This is a genomic window from uncultured Pseudacidovorax sp., assembly GCF_913773995.1.
GTDB lineage: Bacteria > Pseudomonadota > Gammaproteobacteria > Burkholderiales > Burkholderiaceae_C > Xenophilus.
Map to the genome: position 1 here is coordinate 58,952 of NZ_CAJYES010000249.1, position 18,812 is coordinate 77,763.

Here is an 18,812-nt window from a genome sequence, read left to right on the forward strand (position 1 = left end):
GGGGTTTTACCGGAAGTCAAGGGTGACCCGGCAGTTCACCCAAACACTACCTGTAGTGCATTTGCCCCCTTCGAGACACCAGATATAGTGCCCCCATCGACGCGGCGGCATGACTTGCTGCCGCCGCGCGCCCTGATCGACGAACACCAAGCCCCCTCAAGAGGAACCGCATGCAGACTGCCTTGAACTCTCCCGCCACCTCCGCCAAGCCCCTGCCGACGATGACCGCTGGCCGCGACGTCGCGGGCACGACGGCCCCCGCCCTCGCCCACTACCAGATCATCCGCCGCAACGGCGCCGTGGTGCCCTTCGCGCCCGAGAAGATCACCGTGGCGATGATGAAGGCCTTCCTGGCGGTGCACGGGACGCAGGGCGCGGCTTCGGCAAGCGTGCGCGAGACCGTCGAAGGCCTGACGCAGGCCGTGGTGCGCGCACTGGTGCGCTCGCGTCCGGGCGGCGGCACCTTCCACATCGAGGACGTGCAGGACCAGGTGGAACTGGGCCTGATGCGCGGCGGCTACCAGGAAGTCGCCCGCGCTTATGTGCTGTATCGCGAGCGCCGCGCGCAGGAGCGCTCCAAGCAGGTCGAGCAGACCGCCACCGCGGCGGCGCCTCAGCTGCATGTGCTGGACGGCGGCGAGCGCGTGCCGCTGGACATGGGCGCGCTGCAGTCGCTGCTGCAGTCGGCATGCGTCGGTCTGGGCGACGGCGTGAAGGCCGAGCCCATCGTCGCCGAGACCATGCGCAACCTGTACGACGGCGTGCCGCTGGACGAGGTCTACAAGGCCTCCATCCTGGCCGCCCGCACGCTGATCGAGAAGGACCCCGACTACACCTACGCCACCGCGCGCCTGTTGCTGCACACCATCGTCAAGGAAGTGCTGGGCCGCGAGACCGCGCAGGCCGAGATGGGCGCCGCCTATGCCGACTACTTCCCGCAGTTCATCAAGAAGGGCGTCGAAAACGAGCTGCTCGACGAGAAGCTGCTGCAGTACGACCTGGCCCGCCTGGGCGCAGCCCTCAAGGCCGACCGCGACCTGAAGTTCGACTACCTGGGCCTGCAGACCCTGTACGACCGCTACTTCCTGCACGTGCGCAAGACGCGCATCGAGCTGCCGCAGGCCTTCTTCATGCGCGTGGCCATGGGCCTGGCGCTGGGCGAGATCGACCGCGAGGCCCGCGCCATCGAGTTCTACGAGGTGCTGTCGAGCTTCGACTTCATGTCGTCCACGCCCACGCTGTTCAACAGTGGCACGCTGCGCTCGCAGCTGTCCTCCTGCTACCTGACCACCGTGCCCGACGACCTAGACGGCATCTACGAGTCGATCAAGGAAAACGCGCTGCTGTCGAAGTTTGCCGGCGGCCTGGGCAACGACTGGACCCGCGTGCGCGCCCTGGGCTCGCACATCAAGGGCACCAACGGCGAATCGCAGGGCGTCGTGCCCTTCCTCAAGGTGGTCAACGACACGGCCGTGGCCGTCAATCAGGGCGGCAAGCGCAAGGGCGCGGTCTGCACCTACCTGGAAACGTGGCACCTGGACATCGAGGAGTTCCTGGAGCTGCGCAAGAACACGGGTGACGACCGCCGCCGCACCCACGACATGAACACGGCCAACTGGATCCCAGATCTGTTCATGCGCCGCGTGATGGAGAAGGGCAACTGGACGCTGTTCTCGCCCTCCTCCGTTCCCGACCTGCACGACCTGTTCGGCGCCGACTTCGAGCGCGCCTATGTCGCCTACGAAGAGAAGGCCTCCCGCGGCGAGATCAAGCCCGCCAAGACGGTGCCCGCCACCGACCTGTGGCGCAAGATGCTCTCGATGCTGTTCGAGACCGGCCATCCCTGGATCACCTTCAAGGACGCGTGCAACGTGCGCTCGCCGCAGCAGCATGCCGGTGTGGTGCACTCGTCGAACCTCTGCACCGAGATCACGCTCAACACCAGCGACACCGAGACTGCCGTCTGCAACCTGGGCTCGGTCAACCTGCTGCAGCACTTGAAGGATGGCGGCGTCGATCACGAGAAGCTCAAGAAGACCATCTCGGTCGCCATGCGCATGCTCGACAACGTCATCGACATCAACTACTACGCCGTCAAGAAGGCCCGCGACTCGAACCTGCGCCACCGCCCGGTGGGCCTAGGCCTGATGGGCTTCCAGGACGCGCTGTACGAGCTGCGCATCCCCTACGCCAGCGAGCAGGCTGTCGACTTCGCCGACAAGTCGATGGAAGCCATCTGCTACTACGCCTACTGGGCCTCCACCGAGCTGGCGGCCGAGCGCGGCCGCTACAGCAGCTTCAAGGGCTCGCTGTGGGACAAGGGCATCCTGCCGATCGACTCGCTCGACCTGCTGGAGAAGGCCCGCGGCGGCTACGTCGAGGTGGACCGCTCGCGCACCCTCGACTGGGACGCGCTGCGCGCCAAGATCAAGCAGGACGGCATGCGCAACTCCAACTGCGTGGCCATCGCGCCGACGGCGACCATCTCCAACATCATCGGCGTGGACGCGTCCATCGAGCCCTGCTTCGGCAACCTGTCGGTCAAGTCCAACCTGTCGGGCGAGTTCACCGTCATCAACCACTACTTGGTGCGCGACCTCAAGCGCCTGGGCCTGTGGGACGACGTGATGGTCATGGACCTCAAGCACTTCGACGGCTCGCTGCGTCCCATCGACCGCGTGCCGCAGGACGTGAAGGCGCTGTACGCCACGGCCTTCGAGGTCGAGCCGCAATGGCTGGTCGAAGCCGCCGCCCGCCGCCAGAAGTGGATCGACCAGGCGCAGAGCCTGAACATCTACATGGCCGGCGCCTCGGGCAAGAAGCTGCACGACACCTACACGCTGGCCTGGACCCGCGGCCTCAAGACCACCTACTACCTGCGCACCATCAGCGCCACGCACGCCGAGAAGTCGACCGTGCAATCGAGCCGACTCAATGCCGTGTCCTCGGGTGGCAGCTCGTCGATGGCGATGCAGCCTGCCGCTGTCGCGAGCGCACCGAGCGCACTCGAAGCCGCTGCAGCCGCCGCACAGGCGCAGATGAACGCGGTGCCCGCCACCGACATCAAATTCTGCGCCATCGACGATCCGGGCTGCGAAGCCTGCCAGTGATCGCTGCGCGCATCGCGCATTGATGCATGCGTTCCTGCGCAAAGCAGGAACGCATGCCGTCATGTCGGGGCATCGGACGACAGACCCGATGCCCAGGCACAACAAAATTCAGCAACGACACAGTCGAAGAACTTTTCAATCGTGTGTCGTTGCTCTGATAATTGAGCATTGGATTTTTCTATGTTGACCTGGGACGACGAAGTCAAGCCCTCCAATTCGGGCGCACTGTCGAATACATCGGACATGGCCGCCGGCCGGTCGATGGCATCCCCTTCTTCCCCCGCTTCCTTTGCACAGCCCGCGTTGGCCACGCACAGCTTCAGCGCGCCCGTTGCTGCGCAACCTGTTGCAGCAGCAACCGCAGCGGCCCGTCGTGTGAATGCCGCCGACAAGCGCATCATCAACGGCCAGACCGACGTCAACCAGCTGGTGCCCTTCAAGTACAAGTGGGCCTGGGAAAAGTACCTCGCCACCTGCGCGAATCACTGGATGCCGCAGGAGGTCAACATGAACCGCGACATCGCCCTCTGGAAAGACCCGAACGGTCTGACCGAGGATGAACGCCGCATCGTCAAGCGCAACCTCGGCTTCTTCGTCACCGCCGACTCGCTGGCCGCCAACAACATCGTGCTCGGCACCTACCGGCACATCACCGCGCCCGAGTGCCGCCAGTTCCTGCTGCGCCAGGCCTTCGAAGAGGCGATCCACACCCACGCCTACCAGTACATCGTCGAGTCGCTGGGCCTGGACGAGTCCGAGATCTTCAACGCCTACAACGAAGTCCAGTCGATCCGCGACAAGGACGAGTTCCTGATCCCGTTCATCGACGCGATCATGAACCCCGACTTCAAGACCGGCACGCCCGAGACCGACCAGACGCTGCTCAAGTCGCTGATCGTCTTCGCCTGCCTGATGGAAGGCCTGTTCTTCTACGTCGGCTTCACGCAGATCCTCGCGCTCGGCCGCCAGAACAAGATGACGGGTGCCGCCGAGCAGTACCAGTACATCCTGCGTGACGAGTCGATGCACTGCAACTTCGGCATCGACCTGATCAACCAGCTCAAGCTCGAGAACCCGCACCTGTGGACGCCCGAGTTCAAGGCCGAGATCAAGGCCCTGTTCCAGAAGGCCGTCGAACTCGAATACCGCTATGCCGAAGACACCATGCCCCGTGGCGTGCTCGGCATGAACGCCTCCATGTTCAAGGGCTACCTGCGCTACATCGCCAACCGGCGTGCCACGCAGATCGGCCTGGAAGCGCTCTTCCCGAACGAGGAAAACCCGTTCCCCTGGATGAGCGAAATGATCGACCTGAAGAAAGAGCGCAATTTCTTCGAAACCCGCGTGATCGAATACCAGTCGGGTGGTGCGCTCTCATGGGACTGAGCAATCCTCTTTCCTGAAGGACGAATGGATCTGAGACCCGCCCTGAACGCCATACGCACCGCAGAGTGCGGCGTTCGGGGCTTTCCCATTCGTGGCGGCGGGGTGTGCCCCGGCGCCATGAATTGCCGTTCGCAGGCACACGTGCGGACGGTGCAATTCGAAGGTTGATTTCCAACTTGATCAAGGAGAAAGAAATGGCAACTGCAAAGAAGGCTCCGGCCAAGAAGGTCGCTGCAAAGAAGGCCGCCCCGGCCAAGAAGGTCGCGGCGAAGAAGGCGGCTCCGGCCAAGAAGGCCGCACCGGCGAAGAAGGTTGCAGCCAAGAAGGCAGCGCCCGCGAAGAAGGTCGCAGCGAAGAAGGCTGCACCGGCCAAGAAGGCGGCGCCGGCGAAGAAGGTCGCGGCCAAGAAGGCTGCACCGGCCAAGAAGGTCGCGGCGAAGAAGGCTGCGCCCGCCAAGAAGGCCGCCGCACCGGCAAAGAAGGTTGCGGCCAAGAAGGCAGCGCCCGCGAAGAAGGTTGCCGCCAAGAAGGCTGCACCGGCCAAGAAGGTCGCCGCCAAGAAGACGACGGCTGCCAAGACTGCTGCCTCCAAGGCCCCCGCCAAGAAGGCTGCTGCCAAGAAGGCCGTCAAGAAGCCTGCCTCTGCGAAAGCGCCTGCCCCTGCCCCTGCGGCCGCCCCCGCGCCTGCCGCTGCTCCCGCAGCCCAGACCACGCTGAGCCCGCAGGCGGCCTGGCCCTTCCCCACGGCCAGCAAGCCCTGAGGCTGAGCGAAGTGCCGCGCAAGCGGCCTTCGAAGCCCGAACCCGGCGACCGGAAGGCGCCGGGTTTTTTTATTGCATCGGCAGCGCGCTCAAAGGCCCAGTGCGGCGCGGTCCACTTGGTAGTTCTGCGGGCCGCGCTGTGCGATCTTGAGCGCACCCAGGCGGTTTCCCAACTCGGCGCAGCGCACCAGGTCCCAGCCCTTTTCCAGGCCATAGAGCAGACCACCGCGCCAGGCATCGCCACAGCCGGTGGGATCGACCACCGCTTCGGGCGTCACCGGGGCCACGCGTGTGGCCTCGCCGCCGACCCACACGTCGCAGCCCTCGGCGCCCAGTGTGACCACCATGCCGCGCACACGGCGCGAGATCTCGGCCGTGCTCCAGCCAGTGCGCTCGCTGAGCATGCGGCCTTCGTAGTCGTTGACCACGACCCAGTCGGCCTGGTCGATGAAGTGCGCGAGGTCCTTGCCGTCGAACATGGGCAGGCCCTGGCCCGGGTCGAACACGAAGGGAATACCGGCGGCCTTGAACTGCGCCGCATGCTGCAACATCGCCTCGCGGCCGTCGGGCGCGATGATGCCCAGGCGGATGTCTTCCCGCGCCTCGATGCGGTTGAGGTGGGCCTGCTGCATCGCGCCCGGGTGGAAGGCCGTGATCTGGTTGTTGTCGCGGTCGGTCATGATCATGGCCTGCGCGGTGTAGCTGTCGTCCAGCTGCAGGATGAACTCGGTGCCCACACCCAGTTCCTTGAGACGCTGCACATAGTCGGCACCATCGCTGCCCACGGCCGCCATCGGCAGCGCGCGACCACCCAGGGCATTGAGGCTGTAGGCGATGTTGCCCGCACAGCCGCCGAAGTCGCGCCGCAGGCCGGGCACCAGGAAGGACACGTTGAGGATGTGCAGCTGGTCGGGCAGGATCTGCTCGGCAAAGCGGCCCTCGAAGGTCATGATGGTGTCGAATGCGAGCGAGCCGCAGATCACGGAAGCCATGGCGGGATCAATCCTGCAGAAGCGGTTGGAGACAAAGCGAAGCCTTCGGCACGGAGCGACCGAAACGGCTTCAGGGATAGAAGGCGAGCACGCTGTGGCCCACCACCGAAGGCAGCGGCCGACCCTCGGCCGCATGCAGTTGCAGGGCCAGGGCCACCTCCTCTTCGGTGCGCCCCGGCAAGGTGGCCGCGCGGGCCATCTCGCCCGGCTGCACCACGCGGCGCAGCACCGGGCGCTCGGACCCGTCGAGCAGCGACAGTTCGATCGCCGGCATGGCCACCGCGATGGCCGCGGCATTGCGCACCGTGAAGACCAGCCGGTAGTGCCCCTCGGCGCCATCGCGCATGAGCGTCGAGCCATCCACCCGGATGTCGTCGATGCGGCGCGGTGCCTCGATGGCACAGTCCGTCGCGCGGCACACGGCCGACACCAGGGGCAGCAGCGCCGGACGGGACACAGCCCACTGGTCGCGCTCCTGCCGCAACACCTGCACACCCAGAATCATCAGCAGGACGAGCGCAGCCAGCGACCACAGCCAGAAGCGGCGGCGCCGAGGCGCAGTGCCTTCCGCGTTCTCGTCAGGCGTATCCATGAAGCTCGGCCGCAACGGCGCGAGCGCGAGCCCCTCGGTGGGCTCGCTTTCGAGGGCCGGCGCATCCGGCGGCGGCAAGGCCGACGAGGACAGCCCTGCCACATCGGGCGATGGCGGCAGTAACGAGGGCGGCGCGGACTCGCGGACCAACGCCTCCGGCGTGGGGCCGTCTGGGGCGGGAGCATCGATGTTGACGTCTTCCGCCGCGGAAGAAGAATCGAAGGTCGGAGCCTCTCCATCCAGCGAAGGCTCGATGGTGTTCTGGCGCGGCGCGGACGCCGCGGTGCGCCCAGGTCGAAGGAAGGCCGCCAGCGCTGTGGGCTCGGCATTCGCCCATGCGCGACCTCGGCGCAGGACGCGGCCAACCTGCGCCGCGTCAGCCGCGGGCCGTACGGGCGGAGAAGCGGTCCTAGGGGCGGCGGATGAGGGCCGACCCTCCTGCGGCGAGGGCTCCTCTGCATCCTCGGGCGATCCCAGGTCCAGCAGATCGGGCGACGGCATCCGCGGCTCGACCCGTTCGGCAGCCGGGGCCGAAGACGTCGCACCGGATGCAGACAGGTCCAGCCAATCCCCAGAAGGCCATGCTGCGCTCCCCGACGGCGAACTCTCGGGCGGCGGCGAAACGGCGGCAGGTGGATGTTCCTCGACCGGGTCGCTTTCCGAATCCTGCAGCGTGTGGGCGGGTGCACCCTCGCCGTCCACGGACAGGCCGCGTGGCGCATCCACGGAAGCCGGCCCCGCCAGCACTACCCAGCTGCCATCGGGCAACTGCTCGCGCAGGTCGGACTGCGCATCGAACACCTCCCCACACCGGCCGCAGCGCACCCAACCCTCGGACAGGCGCAGCTGGTCGCGCACCACCTTGAAGGCAGTCGCGCAGGCGGGGCAGCGCGTGACGAGGCTCACGGAGCTGCCTTCGACTTGGCGGGCGATGCAATCGCCTTTCGGAGCGGGAGGGCGGTGATCATGCCGCGCGGCGGCCCGTCATCAGAATCCAGCCGTCTTCGGTATCGGAGACCTCGAGCGCGATCCACGGTGCATAGGCCTCCTTCAGCTCGTCGGCCTGTCGCGCAAGGATGCCGGCCAGCACCAAATGGCCGCCCGGTCGCACATGGGCGCAGAGCAGCGGCGCCAGCACCTTGAGGGGAGTGGCCAGGATGTTGGCCAGCACGGTGTCGTATTCGCCCTCGGCCCGATCGGGCAGACCCGGCGAGAGTTCGACTGCATTCGCCTCGGCATTGAGGCGGGTCGATTCGACGGCCGCCTCGTCGATGTCGACGGCATCGATCTCGGTGGCGCCGAATTTCGCGGCGCCGATGGCCAGGATGCCCGAGCCGCAGCCGTAGTCGAGCACGCGCGAACCGAGCACGTCGGCCGGCTGGGTCGCGATCCAGCGCAGGCACATGCGCGTGGTCGGGTGCGTACCGGTGCCGAAGGCGAGGCCCGGGTCGAGGCGGATCACCTGCACGGCCTGCGCGGGCGGCTCGTGCCAGGTCGGGACGATCCAGAAGCTCTCGGTGATCTCCACCGGCGCGAACTGCGACTGCGTGAGGCGCACCCAGTCCTGCTCGGGCACCTCGGCAATACCCGCCAGGCTGCAGCCCTCGAAGAAGTCCTGCGCCTGCAGCAGGGCCGCGGCGTCGTCGGCCTTGGCACGGGTATCGAAGAGGGCCACCACGCGCGAGCGCTGCCAGCCTTCGCGCGGGGGCGGCATGCCCGGCTCGCCGAACAGCGCCTGCTCGGCCTCGGTGTGGGCATCGGCGTCTTCCACCGAGACGGACAGGGCATCGAGCGCATCCAGTGCCTCGCCCACCACCTCGACCCGGTCTTCGGGCGCCAAGAGCCGCAGTTCGAACATGAATCGCCTTTCATATCGGCCTGACCGCGGCAAGCCGCGCCGGCCCCCATAACAAGCGCGCCGCGGACCGGAAGGCCGGGCCGCGGCGCAAGTCTTCCAAAGTATCGCCGCAGCGGGTGACCCCGCCCGGGACTGCGCGCCGGTCAGCGCTTATGGGATGCCATCCACTCTTCCAGATAGTGGATGTTGGTGCCGCCGGCCATGAACTTGGCGTCCACCATCAGCTCGCGGTGCAGCGGGATGTTGGTCAGGATGCCCTCGACCACCGTCTCGTTCAGCGCCGTGCGCATGCGGGCCATGGCCTGCTCGCGCGTGTCGCCGTAGACGATCAGCTTGCCGATCATGGAGTCGTAGTTCGGCGGGACGAAGTAGTTGGTGTACACGTGCGAATCCACGCGCACGCCCGGACCGCCCGGCGGATGCCACATGGTGATGCGACCCGGCGAAGGCGTGAACTTGTACGGATCTTCGGCATTGATCCGGCATTCGATCGCATGACCCTTGAGCTGGATCTGGCGCTGCGTGAAGGGCAGCTTCTCGCCGGCGGCGACCATGATCTGCGTCTTGACGATGTCGATGCCGGTCACAAGCTCGGTCACCGGATGTTCCACCTGCACGCGGGTGTTCATCTCGATGAAGTAGAACTCGCCGTTCTCGTACAGGAACTCGAAAGTGCCGGCGCCGCGGTAGCCGATCTTCTTGCAGGCGGCGGCACAGCGCTCGCCGATCTTCTCGATCAGCTTGCGCGGGATGCCAGGGGCCGGCGATTCCTCGATCACCTTCTGGTGGCGGCGCTGCATGGAGCAGTCGCGCTCACCCAGGTAGACGGCGTTCTTGTGCTTGTCCGCGAGGATCTGGATCTCGACGTGCCGCGGGTTCTGGAGGAACTTCTCCATGTACACGGCCGGATTGTTGAAGGCCGCGGCCGCCTCGGCCTTGGTCATCTGGATGGCATTGACCAGCGCCGCCTCGGTGTGCACCACGCGCATGCCGCGCCCACCGCCGCCGCCGGCGGCCTTGATGATCACCGGATAGCCGATGGCGCGGGCGATGCGCTTGTTGGCCGCCGCGTCGTCCGACAGTTCGCCATCGGAGCCGGGGACGCAGGGCACCCCGGCCTTGATCATCGCCTGCTTGGCCGACACCTTGTCGCCCATGGTGCGGATCGACTCAGGCGTGGGGCCGATGAACTGGAAGCCGCTCTGCTCCACCCGTTCGGCGAAGTTGGCGTTTTCCGACAGGAAGCCGTAGCCGGGATGGATGGCTTCGGCGTCCGTCACCTCGGCGGCCGAGATGATGGCCGGCATGTTGAGGTAGCTCTGCGACGACGGAGCCGGGCCGATGCACACGGCCTCTTCGGCCAGTTTGACGTACTTGGCCTCGCGGTCGGCCTCGGAATAGACCATGACCGCCTTGATGCCCAGTTCGCTGCAGGCGCGCTGGATCCTCAAAGCGATCTCGCCGCGATTCGCGACCAGGATCTTCTTGAACATTCAGCGTCTCACTCGATGATGAACAGCGGCTGGCCGTATTCGACGGCTTGGCCGTTCTCGCCGAGGATCTGTTTGACGGTGCCCGACTTGTCGGCTTCGATCTCGTTGAGGATCTTCATCGCCTCGATGATGCAGAGGGTGTCGCCCTCCTTCACCTGCGAACCCACCTCCACGAAGGCGGGGGCACCCGGGCTGGAGGAGCGATAGAAGGTGCCGACCATGGGCGACTTCACCACATGGCCCGAAGGCGCTGCCTCTGCAGGCGCCGCGGCCGGTGCCGCTGCCTGCCCGGCCGGTGCGGCCGCCATCACGGCAGACGCCGCAGATGGGGGCATCGCAGCCTGCACGTACTGAACAGGGGCGGCTTCACCCGCCTTCACGATGCGCACCTTGCCTTCGGCTTCGGTGATCTCGAGTTCGGAAATATTGGATTCAGACACCAGGTCGATCAGTGTCTTGAGTTTGCGCAGATCCATGATTCTCCAGCGCCGGCCGCGGGGGCCGTCTATCGAACTTGCTTGAAAGTCGGCGTACGTCGGCGTTTTGACGCCATCTGCCGAGAAGGTCGCGGATTCTAGCCGTGAACCACTGCGCGCTGCCAAGCCTGCAGGTCGGCGGGCTCGACCTTGCCCATTCTACGGTCGCGCACGGCGCCGCCCGAATCGAGGACCAGCGTGAAGGGCAAGCCCCCGCTGTCGTTGCCCAAGGTCTTGACCAGCGACAAGGCCTGAGAGCCCGCGATCCCGATGGGAAACTCGACCGGAAGACGGGCCAGGAACTTGTCGACGGGTTCGGCACGATCCACGGCGATGCCGACCACCTGCCACCCATTGGCGGCGTTTTCACGGTGGAAACGGTCGAGCAGGGGCATCTCCTCCACGCAAGGGGGACACCAGGTCGCCCAGAAGTTGACCAAGGTCGGCTTGCCCCGCATCGTCGCAAGTGCCAACTCGCCACCGCCAGGCCTGGGCAAGCGCAGTGACCACAGGGCGTCGGGGACCTCCCCAGCAGCCCGCGCACCGGCATCTTTCAGTTCACGATGGCGCCACAGAGCGAGGCCCGCGCCCGCCGCCACGACGGCGGCACCGCCGTAGGCCAGCCAGTGACGACGGTTGACCGTCATCGCCCCTCCTCCACTAGACGCCGGACCGAAGCGAGATCGCCGCGGGGCGTGCGACCCTGGCTGTCAGGCCGCAAGGCACCGCGCAGATCGTCCAGGTCGTAGATCATCAGGTGCACCCCCACCTCGGTACCCAGTTCACGACTGCGGGCGTGGACGCTCAGCGCCTCGACGCTGTCACCATGGAAGCCGGTAACGGTGCGTGGCTCGTATTCGACGCGGTGATCGATGAGTGCGATCTCCGCCGATTTGGAGTCATCACAGAACAACTGGATGTAGATGTCGCTCAGCCGGGTGGCGGTCCCGTGCCAGACAGAGCCGCCGAGATGCGGCCTGAAGGCCGCCATGTGCTCCATCCACTCGAGTGCGAGGCGTCGAAGCGCCTGCAGCTCGGCAGGCTGGGTGTCGGCGCAGAAGATGCGGATGTAGTCGCGCACCTCCTCCTCGACCTCGTCGTTGCCGGGCAGTGCGGTGCGCTGCGGCAGGCCCAGATCGCGCAGGGCCCGGCGCTTGGCGGGGCCGTATTCGAGCCCTTCCTCCACGATGAGGCGGGCTGCGGCGGCAGCGATGTCGCGCTTGGCGGAGTCCATCGGCGCATTGTGCCGCCGCAAGGCCGGCCCCGGAGCGGACGGCCCTGCGGCCCTTCCTAGAATCCGCCGATGCATATTCACATCCTCGGCATCTGCGGCACCTTCATGGGCGGCCTGGCCGCCCTGGCCCGCGAGGCCGGCCACCGCGTCACAGGCTGTGATGCGGGCGTCTATCCGCCGATGAGCACGCAGTTGCGCGAGCTCGGCATCGAACTGATCGAAGGCTACGGAGCCGACCAGATGGCGCTCGGGCCCGACATGTTCGTGATCGGCAACGTCGTCTCGCGGGCGCGGCTGGCCGATGGCCGGCCCAAGTTTCCATTGATGGAAGCGATCCTGGATGCAGGCGCGCCCTACACCAGCGGCCCGCAGTGGCTCGCCGAGCATGTGCTGCAGGGCCGCCATGTGCTGGCCGTGGCCGGCACCCATGGCAAGACCACGACCACCTCGATGCTCACCTGGGTGCTGGACCAGGCCGGCCTGCAGCCCGGCTTCCTGGTGGGCGGCGTGCCGCTGGATTTCGGTGTCTCCGCGCGCCTGGGTCGCGGGGCTGCCGAAGCTCTCGCCTCGACGGGCTTGGAAGAAGCGGCCGTCGCTTCCGCGGCGCGAGCAAGCCATCCAGCCCCCTTCGTCATCGAAGCCGACGAGTACGACACCGCCTTCTTCGACAAGCGCAGCAAGTTCGTCCACTACCGGCCGCGCACGGCGGTGCTGAACAACCTGGAGTTCGACCACGCCGACATCTTCGACAACCTGGCGGCCATCGAGCGGCAATTCCACCACTTGGTGCGAACCGTGCCCTCCACCGGCCGATTGGTCGTCCACGCGGGCGAACAGAGCCTGGAGCGGGTGCTGGCCCAGGGTTGCTGGAGCGAAGTCGCCCGTTTCGGCGAGGCGCCCGACGCGCACTGGCGCGCACGCGGCCCGGCCCATGCCTTCGACGTGCTGCGCGGCGACACCGTGGTCGGGCGTGTGGAATGGAACCTCAGCGGCCAGCACAACCAGGCCAATGCGCTGGCCGCCGTCGCCGCTGCCGAGCATGTGGGCGTGGCCCCGGCCCAGGCGGCCGAGGCGCTCTGCCGCTTCCGCAACGTGCGGCGCCGCATGGAGCTGCGCGGCGAGGTGGCACAGGCCGGCGCCGAGCCGATCCGCGTCTATGACGACTTCGCCCACCACCCGACCGCCATCCAGACGACGCTGGACGGCCTGCGCCAGCGGCTGGACGCCGACCGGTGCCAGGGCGAACGCATCCTCGCCATCTTCGAGCCGCGCAGCAACACCATGAAGCTGGGCACCATGGCCGCCCAGTTGCCGGACAGCCTGCGCGATGCTGCCCTTGCTTTCTGCCACACCGCCGGTCTGGACTGGGACGTGGCCGGCGCCCTGGCGCCGATGGGCGAACGCGCCGGCTGCTTCGGCGACATCGACAGCCTGGTAAGAGCCGTGGTCGCGGTGGCGCGTCCTGGCGACCACCTGGTGTGCATGAGCAATGGCGGCTTCGGCGGGATCCATGGCAAGCTCCTCGCCGCGCTGCAGGCGACCTGAGCGCAGGAGAGCCCGCTATGCCCCCGCCCCCAACCTCGCGTTCCCGCCAGTTGATCGAGACGCTGCAGTTGCAACCTCATCCGGAGGGCGGCTGGTATCGGGAGGTGTTCCGCGCCCCGGCTTCGGTGCAACCGGGCGACCATCGCGGGCCGCGCGCCGCACTGACCAGCATCTACTTTCTGCTCGAGGCCGGTCAGCATTCGCGCTGGCACCAGGTGCTGTCCGATGAACTCTGGGTGCACCTGGAGGGCGTGCCGCTCACCCTGTGGACCGCCGACGCTGCCTTCCGCACACCGCCGGCCCACGTGCGGCTCGCCGCGGTGGACGTCCACGGCAGCCGCCCCCAGCACGTGGTGCCCGCCGGCCAGTGGCAGGCCGCACAGCCGGTGGCCACGCACAGCGCCGGCGACTACACCCTCGCCGCCTGCGCCGTCGCGCCGGGTTTCGACTTCGCGGACTTCACGCTGATGGATGCCCAGGGCGAGTTGGCGGCCGCCCTGCGGCACCACTGGCCCGCACTGGCGTCTTTCATCTGACTCAGCCGCGCCGCTTCTTGACGGCCTGCGACAGCACCTCCAGCAGATTGCGCGAGTCGTCCCACCCCAGGCAGGCATCGGTGATGCTCTTGCCGTATTCCAGGGCCGACGGCACATCCTTGCCCGGCGAGAACCTCTGCGCGCCGGCCTGGATGTGGCTTTCCACCATCACGCCGAACACCTTGCGACTGCCGCTGGCGATCTGGTCGGCGATGTCGCGCGCCACGTCCACCTGCTTCTGGTGCTGCTTGCTGCTGTTGGCATGGCTGCAGTCCACCATCAGCGTCGGGGGCAGGCCGGCGGCCTCCAGGTCGCGGCAGGCGGTCTCGACGCTGGCGGCGTCATAGTTGGGCGCCTTGCCGCCGCGCAGGATCACATGGCAATCCTTGTTGCCGTTGGTCTGCACGATGGCGACCTGGCCGTTCTTGTGCACCGACAGGAAGTGGTGGCCCCGCGCCGCCGCCTGGATGGCGTCGGTGGCGATGCGGATGTTGCCGTCGGTACCGTTCTTGAAACCGATGGGCGCCGACAGGCCCGACGCCAGTTCGCGGTGCACCTGGCTCTCGGTGGTGCGCGCGCCGATGGCGCCCCAGGCGATCAGGTCGCCGATGTACTGCGGCGAGATCACGTCCAGGAACTCGCTGCCTGCCGGCAGACCCAGGCGGTTGATGTCGATGAGCAACTGGCGCGCGATGCGCAGGCCCTCGTCGATGCGGTAGCTTTCGTCCAGGTATGGGTCGTTGATCAACCCCTTCCAGCCGACGGTGGTGCGCGGCTTCTCGAAGTACACGCGCATCACGATCTCCAGCGAGTCGGCGTACTTATCGCGCTCGGCCTTGAGGCGGCGGGCATAGTCCAGGGCCGCGGCCGGGTCGTGGATGGAACAGGGGCCCATCACCACCAGCAGCCGGTCGTCCGTGCCGGCCATGATGTTGTGGATGGCGTGGCGGGTGCCGGTGATCAGCTTTTCTACCGCCGTGCCGTGGATGGGGAAGAAGCGGATGAGGTGTTCCGGAGGGGGCAGCACGTTGATGTCCTTGATGCGTTCGTCGTCGGTCTGGCTGGTTTTCTCGACGGGCGCATACCAGGGGTTGGCGGTGGCGTTGCTGCTGTTCATGGGAACGATCCTTCTTGTGGGTTGGTGTGTGACGGAAAGCGATGGGACGAAAAAAAACCGCCGGGGCTTTTGGCACCGGCGGTTTTTGAGGGGTTGGGTTGTTGCGTTTACGCGCGCGCCTCTCGTCCGCCGGAGTCCGGAAACCAAAAGTAGGCAAAGTAATAAGCGCGTTGAGCGAACATGAAGCGCGACTCTAGCACGTGAAAACGGCTTGCCAAGCTGTATTTATGTTCAGGCCGTGCCGCCGACAGTGAGGCGGTCGATGCGCAGTGTGGGCTGGCCCACACCCACCGGCACACTCTGGCCTTCCTTGCCGCAGGTGCCCACACCGGTGTCCAGCTTCATGTCGTTGCCGATCATGCTCACGCGCGTCAGCGCGTCCGGGCCGTTGCCGACGATGGTCGCGCCCTTGACCGGATACAGCAGCTTGCCCTTCTCCACCCACCAGGCCTCACTGGCCGAGAACACGAACTTGCCGCTGGTGATGTCGACCTGGCCGCCGCCGAAGTTGATGGCGTACAGGCCCTTGTCGATGCTGGCGACGATCTCGTCCGGGTGGCGGTTGCCGCCCAGCATGTAGGTGTTCGTCATGCGCGGCATGGGCAGGTGCGCATAGCTCTCGCGCCGGCCGTTGCCGGTGGGCGCCACACCCATGAGTCGGGCGTTGAGCGAATCCTGGATGTAGCCCTTGAGGATGCCGTCCTCGATCAGCACATTGCGCTGGCTGGGGTTGCCCTCGTCGTCCACGTTGAGCGAACCACGGCGGTCGGCGATGGTGCCGTCGTCCAGCACCGTCACGCCCTTGGCCGCCACGCGCTGGCCGATGCGGCCGCTGAAGGCGCTGGAGCCCTTGCGGTTGAAGTCGCCTTCCAGGCCGTGGCCCACGGCCTCGTGCAGCAGGATGCCGGGCCAGCCGGGGCCGAGCACCACGGTCATCTCGCCGGCCGGGGCCGGGCGCGACTCGAGGTTGGTCAGGGCCGAATTGACGGCATGGTCCACGTACTCGGCGATCTGCTCGTCGCCGAAGTAGGCCAGACCGAAGCGGCCGCCGCCGCCGCCGGAGCCGATCTCGCGCCGGCCGTTCTGTTCGGCGATGACCGTGACCGACAGGCGCACCAGCGGCCGCACGTCCGCGGCCAGCGTACCGTCGGCACGGGCCACCAGCACCACGTCGTATTCGCTCGCCAGGCCTGCCATGACCTGCGCGATGCGCGGGTCGCGGCTGCGGGCCAGCTTCTCGACCTTTTCGAGCAGCGCCACCTTGGCCGTGCTGTCGAGTGTGGCGATGGGATCGATGCCGCCGTAGAGCTGCCGACTGGGCGCCACCTTGCGGGCCGGCGTCTTGACGCGGCCCGACTTGCCGGCTGTCGCGATGGTGCGCACGGTGCGGGCGGCGTCGAGCAGCGAGGCTTCGGAGATGTCGTCGGAATAGGCGAAGGCGGTCTTCTCGCCGCTCACCGCCCGCACGCCCACGCCCTGGTCGATGGAGAAACTGCCCGTCTTGACGATGCCTTCCTCCAGGCTCCAGCCCTCGGCGCGGGTGTACTGGAAGTACAGGTCCGCGTCGTCCACCTTGTGTGCGCGGATCTCGGCCAGGGCTTTGGCGAGGTGCGTCTCGTCGAGCCCGAAAGGCGTGAGCAAAAGCTGCTGCGCCGTGGCCAGGCGCTCGAGGGTGGGTTCGCGGGAGATCATCGACAGATTATTGCTCGCGCCTCCGGGCGCCGCCGCCGCCCTCGCGGATCGGCAGGCCGGGCATCAGGGGCAATGCCCACGCGGCGCGCGCGGCCGCCATCGACGGGCGAGCGCGGGGGCGAATCGCGGTCCGGGCGAGTCAACGCTGCAGGCGCTCGCCGGAGAAGACAGCGCCGCGCGACCGCGGGGTGATCAGCTCTGCATCAGGCGCCGCGAGCGCGCGATCGACATCAGGATGCCCAACCCCAAACCTAGCGTCACCATGGCCGTGCCCCCATAGCTGATGAACGGCAGCGGCACGCCCACCACCGGCAGGATGCCGCTGACCATGCCCATGTTCACAAAGGCGTAGGTGAAGAAGATCATCGTCACCGCACCGGCCAGCAAGCGCGAGAACAGCGTGGGCGCCGACGAGGCGATGGCCAGGCCACGCAGAATCAGGAAGGTGAAGGCGCAGATCAGGAACAGGTTGCCGGCCAGCCCGAATTCCTCGGAATAGGCAGCAAAGATGAAGTCGGTGGTGCGTTCGGGAATGAACTCCAGGTGCGTCTGCGTGCCCTGCATGAAGCCCTTGCCGCCAAGGCCTCCGGAGCCGATGGCGATCATGCCCTGGATGATGTGGAAGCCCTTGCCCAGCGGGTCGCGGAAGGGATCGAGCAGCGTGCACACCCGCTGGCGCTGGTACTCGTGCAGGATGCGCCAGTCCACGCCGTCGGCACACAGCTGCGGCTCGTACCAGACGATCAGCGTCACGACTACGGCGATCACGATGACCGGCGGCACGATCAGCTTCCAGGGCAGGCCGGCGAAGAAGATGACCGACAGCCCCGCCGCCAGCACCAGCAGCGAGGTGCCGAGGTCGGGCTGCTTCATGATCAGGCCCACCGGCACCGCCAGCAGCACGAAGGAGACGACGAAGTCCAGCGGTCGCAGCTGGCCCTCGCGCCGCTGGAACCACCAGGCCAGCATCATCGGCATGGCGATCTTGAGGATCTCGCTGGGCTGGATCACCACGCCCACGTTGAGCCAGCGCGTGGCGCCCTTCTTGGTGACGCCGAACAGCGCCACTGCCACCAGCAGCGTGACGCCGAAGGCATACAGGGGCACCGCCAGGCTCATCAGCCGCTGCGGCGGCACCTGGGCCACCAGGAACATGATGCCCGCCGCCAGCAGCATGTTGCGACCGTGGTCCGAGAAGCGGGTGCCGCTGTCGTAGCCGGAGGAATACATGGCGACCATGCCGGTCGAGGCCAGCACCAGCAGCGCCAGCACCAGCAGGATGTCGAAGCCCTGGAACACGGGCGCGATGCGGCGCAGGAGCGAGGGGCGCTGGAAGACGGCGGACATGAGGCGCGCGATTATCCGCGTGCCCCGCTACAGTGCGGCGAATGCCCACCACCCATCTGCTCTACCTGCATGGCTTTCGTTCCTCGCCGCAGTCGGCCAAGGCCCGGGTGATGGCGGCCCGGATGACCGCGCGGCATCCGGCGGTGCACTGGTGGTGCCCGCAGCTGCCGCCCTCGCCGCGCGCGGCGGCCGAACTGATTGCGCAGGGCACGGCCGACTGGCCGGTCGATGGCATGGCGGTGGTCGGCTCCTCGCTCGGCGGCTTCTATGCCACATGGCTGGCCGCACGAACGGGCTGCCGCGCGGTGCTCATCAACCCGGCCGTTCACCCGGCGCGCGACCTCGAGAAGTACATCGGCGAGCAGACCGCCTGGCACGACCCCGAAGCGCATTTCTTCTTCCGTCCCGACTACATCGACGAACTGCGTGCCCTGCAAACCGGCGCACTGCCGCATCCGGAGCGCCTGATGGCCGTGATCGCCAAGGGCGACGAGCTGCTGGACTGGCGTGAGATGACGGCCCGCTACCCCGGCAGCCTGCTACGCGTGGTGGAAGGCGGCGACCATGCGCTGTCCGATTTCGAGACGGCCCACCTGAATGCCGTGATGGCCTTCCTGCAGCCGGCTTGAGCCTGCCCAGCGCCCGGCTCGCCGCGGGGCGCATGTGACAATCG

At 67.2% G+C, this 18,812-nt stretch carries 17 protein-coding genes; 6 read left to right on the forward strand and 11 right to left on the reverse strand.

The window, feature by feature from the left end:
• The first annotated feature begins 170 nt into the window (after positions 1–170).
• Complete coding sequence (locus tag QZ772_RS24050; RefSeq protein WP_295532171.1) at positions 171–3,110, forward strand: ribonucleoside-diphosphate reductase subunit alpha; 2,940 nt, start codon at positions 171–173, stop codon at positions 3,108–3,110.
• 59 nt (positions 3,111–3,169) lie between these two features.
• Here the strand turns inward: QZ772_RS24050 and QZ772_RS24055 are convergent, their stop codons facing one another.
• Positions 3,170–3,421 carry a hypothetical protein gene (locus QZ772_RS24055; RefSeq protein ID WP_295532242.1) on the reverse strand — a complete coding sequence of 84 codons (252 nt, stop codon included), beginning with the start codon at positions 3,419–3,421 and terminating at the stop codon, positions 3,170–3,172.
• Between QZ772_RS24055 and QZ772_RS24060 the strand changes: the two genes are divergently transcribed.
• Both QZ772_RS24060 and QZ772_RS24065 read left to right on the forward strand, forming a co-directional pair.
• Positions 3,336–4,496, forward strand: coding sequence for a ribonucleotide-diphosphate reductase subunit beta (locus QZ772_RS24060; RefSeq protein WP_295532230.1), 1,161 nt, complete (start codon positions 3,336–3,338; stop codon positions 4,494–4,496). The two genes, QZ772_RS24055 and QZ772_RS24060, sit on opposite strands and share 86 nt — an antisense overlap.
• 194 nt (positions 4,497–4,690) lie before the next feature.
• Positions 4,691–5,257, forward strand: coding sequence for a histone H1-like DNA-binding protein (locus QZ772_RS24065; protein ID WP_295532232.1), 567 nt, complete (start codon positions 4,691–4,693; stop codon positions 5,255–5,257).
• Positions 5,258–5,346: 89 nt separating this feature from the next.
• Here the strand turns inward: QZ772_RS24065 and QZ772_RS24070 are convergent, their stop codons facing one another.
• From QZ772_RS24070 to QZ772_RS24100, 7 genes are all read right to left on the reverse strand, one after another.
• A complete protein-coding gene (locus QZ772_RS24070) occupies positions 5,347–6,249 on the reverse strand; it encodes a carbohydrate kinase family protein (RefSeq protein ID WP_295532173.1) in 903 nt (300 codons plus the stop codon).
• Positions 6,250–6,319: 70 nt separating this feature from the next.
• Positions 6,320–7,747: a DUF3426 domain-containing protein gene (locus tag QZ772_RS24075; RefSeq protein ID WP_295532175.1), complete on the reverse strand. Its 1,428-nt coding sequence runs from the start codon at positions 7,745–7,747 to the stop codon at positions 6,320–6,322.
• A gap of 58 nt (positions 7,748–7,805) precedes the next feature.
• Positions 7,806–8,699, reverse strand: a complete 894-nt coding sequence (gene prmA / locus QZ772_RS24080) for a 50S ribosomal protein L11 methyltransferase (RefSeq protein ID WP_295532177.1) — start codon at positions 8,697–8,699, stop codon at positions 7,806–7,808.
• 143 nt (positions 8,700–8,842) lie between these two features.
• Positions 8,843–10,192, reverse strand: a complete 1,350-nt coding sequence (accC, locus tag QZ772_RS24085) for an acetyl-CoA carboxylase biotin carboxylase subunit (protein ID WP_295532180.1) — start codon at positions 10,190–10,192, stop codon at positions 8,843–8,845.
• An 8-nt stretch (positions 10,193–10,200) separates the two neighbouring features.
• A complete protein-coding gene (accB, locus tag QZ772_RS24090; protein WP_295532182.1) occupies positions 10,201–10,668 on the reverse strand; it encodes an acetyl-CoA carboxylase biotin carboxyl carrier protein in 468 nt (155 codons plus the stop codon).
• A gap of 98 nt (positions 10,669–10,766) precedes the next feature.
• On the reverse strand, positions 10,767–11,315 hold the full coding sequence (locus tag QZ772_RS24095; protein ID WP_295532184.1) for a TlpA disulfide reductase family protein: 549 nt from the start codon (positions 11,313–11,315) through the stop codon (positions 10,767–10,769).
• The gene (locus QZ772_RS24100; RefSeq protein WP_295532186.1) at positions 11,312–11,902 is read right to left on the reverse strand and encodes a hypothetical protein; all 591 of its coding nucleotides are present in this window, start codon (positions 11,900–11,902) and stop codon (positions 11,312–11,314) included. Before QZ772_RS24100 ends, QZ772_RS24095 begins: the two co-directional genes overlap by 4 nt.
• 69 nt (positions 11,903–11,971) lie before the next feature.
• Here QZ772_RS24100 and mpl point away from each other — a divergent pair, with 69 nt between their 5' ends.
• Positions 11,972–13,447, forward strand: a complete 1,476-nt coding sequence (gene mpl, locus QZ772_RS24105; RefSeq protein WP_295532188.1) for a UDP-N-acetylmuramate:L-alanyl-gamma-D-glutamyl-meso-diaminopimelate ligase — start codon at positions 11,972–11,974, stop codon at positions 13,445–13,447.
• 17 nt (positions 13,448–13,464) lie between these two features.
• Complete coding sequence (locus QZ772_RS24110; protein WP_295532190.1) at positions 13,465–13,983, forward strand: cupin domain-containing protein; 519 nt, start codon at positions 13,465–13,467, stop codon at positions 13,981–13,983.
• A gap of 1 nt (position 13,984) precedes the next feature.
• On the opposite strand, the gene QZ772_RS24115 is transcribed toward QZ772_RS24110, so the two are convergent.
• From QZ772_RS24115 to rodA, 3 genes are all read right to left on the reverse strand, one after another.
• Positions 13,985–15,100: a 3-deoxy-7-phosphoheptulonate synthase gene (locus tag QZ772_RS24115; protein ID WP_295532192.1), complete on the reverse strand. Its 1,116-nt coding sequence runs from the start codon at positions 15,098–15,100 to the stop codon at positions 13,985–13,987.
• Between the two features lie 231 nt (positions 15,101–15,331).
• On the reverse strand, positions 15,332–16,792 hold the full coding sequence (tldD, locus tag QZ772_RS24120) for a metalloprotease TldD (protein WP_295532194.1): 1,461 nt from the start codon (positions 16,790–16,792) through the stop codon (positions 15,332–15,334).
• Positions 16,793–16,984: 192 nt separating this feature from the next.
• Complete coding sequence (gene rodA, locus QZ772_RS24125) at positions 16,985–18,139, reverse strand: rod shape-determining protein RodA (RefSeq protein WP_295532196.1); 1,155 nt, start codon at positions 18,137–18,139, stop codon at positions 16,985–16,987.
• Positions 18,140–18,180: 41 nt separating this feature from the next.
• On the opposite strand from rodA, the gene QZ772_RS24130 reads away from it, so the two are divergent.
• Positions 18,181–18,768, forward strand: a complete 588-nt coding sequence (locus QZ772_RS24130; protein WP_295532197.1) for a YqiA/YcfP family alpha/beta fold hydrolase — start codon at positions 18,181–18,183, stop codon at positions 18,766–18,768.
• The last annotated feature ends 44 nt before the right edge of the window (positions 18,769–18,812 follow it).

Bases quoted from the DNA above. Each gene is read 5' to 3' on its own strand.
- QZ772_RS24130 (WP_295532197.1), top strand. From the start codon at position 18,181: ATGCCCACCACCCATCTGCTCTACCTGCATGGCTTTCGTTCCTCGCCG.
- rodA (WP_295532196.1), bottom strand. From the start codon at position 18,139: ATGTCCGCCGTCTTCCAGCGCCCCTCGCTCCTGCGCCGCATCGCGCCC.
- QZ772_RS24070 (WP_295532173.1), bottom strand. From the start codon at position 6,249: ATGGCTTCCGTGATCTGCGGCTCGCTCGCATTCGACACCATCATGACC.
- QZ772_RS24065 (WP_295532232.1), top strand. From the start codon at position 4,691: ATGGCAACTGCAAAGAAGGCTCCGGCCAAGAAGGTCGCTGCAAAGAAG.
- QZ772_RS24050 (WP_295532171.1), top strand. From the start codon at position 171: ATGCAGACTGCCTTGAACTCTCCCGCCACCTCCGCCAAGCCCCTGCCG.
- mpl (WP_295532188.1), top strand. From the start codon at position 11,972: ATGCATATTCACATCCTCGGCATCTGCGGCACCTTCATGGGCGGCCTG.
- accC (WP_295532180.1), bottom strand. From the start codon at position 10,192: ATGTTCAAGAAGATCCTGGTCGCGAATCGCGGCGAGATCGCTTTGAGG.
- tldD (WP_295532194.1), bottom strand. From the start codon at position 16,792: ATGATCTCCCGCGAACCCACCCTCGAGCGCCTGGCCACGGCGCAGCAG.
- QZ772_RS24095 (WP_295532184.1), bottom strand. From the start codon at position 11,315: ATGACGGTCAACCGTCGTCACTGGCTGGCCTACGGCGGTGCCGCCGTC.
- QZ772_RS24100 (WP_295532186.1), bottom strand. From the start codon at position 11,902: ATGGACTCCGCCAAGCGCGACATCGCTGCCGCCGCAGCCCGCCTCATC.
- accB (WP_295532182.1), bottom strand. From the start codon at position 10,668: ATGGATCTGCGCAAACTCAAGACACTGATCGACCTGGTGTCTGAATCC.
- prmA (WP_295532177.1), bottom strand. From the start codon at position 8,699: ATGTTCGAACTGCGGCTCTTGGCGCCCGAAGACCGGGTCGAGGTGGTG.
- QZ772_RS24110 (WP_295532190.1), top strand. From the start codon at position 13,465: ATGCCCCCGCCCCCAACCTCGCGTTCCCGCCAGTTGATCGAGACGCTG.
- QZ772_RS24115 (WP_295532192.1), bottom strand. From the start codon at position 15,100: ATGAACAGCAGCAACGCCACCGCCAACCCCTGGTATGCGCCCGTCGAG.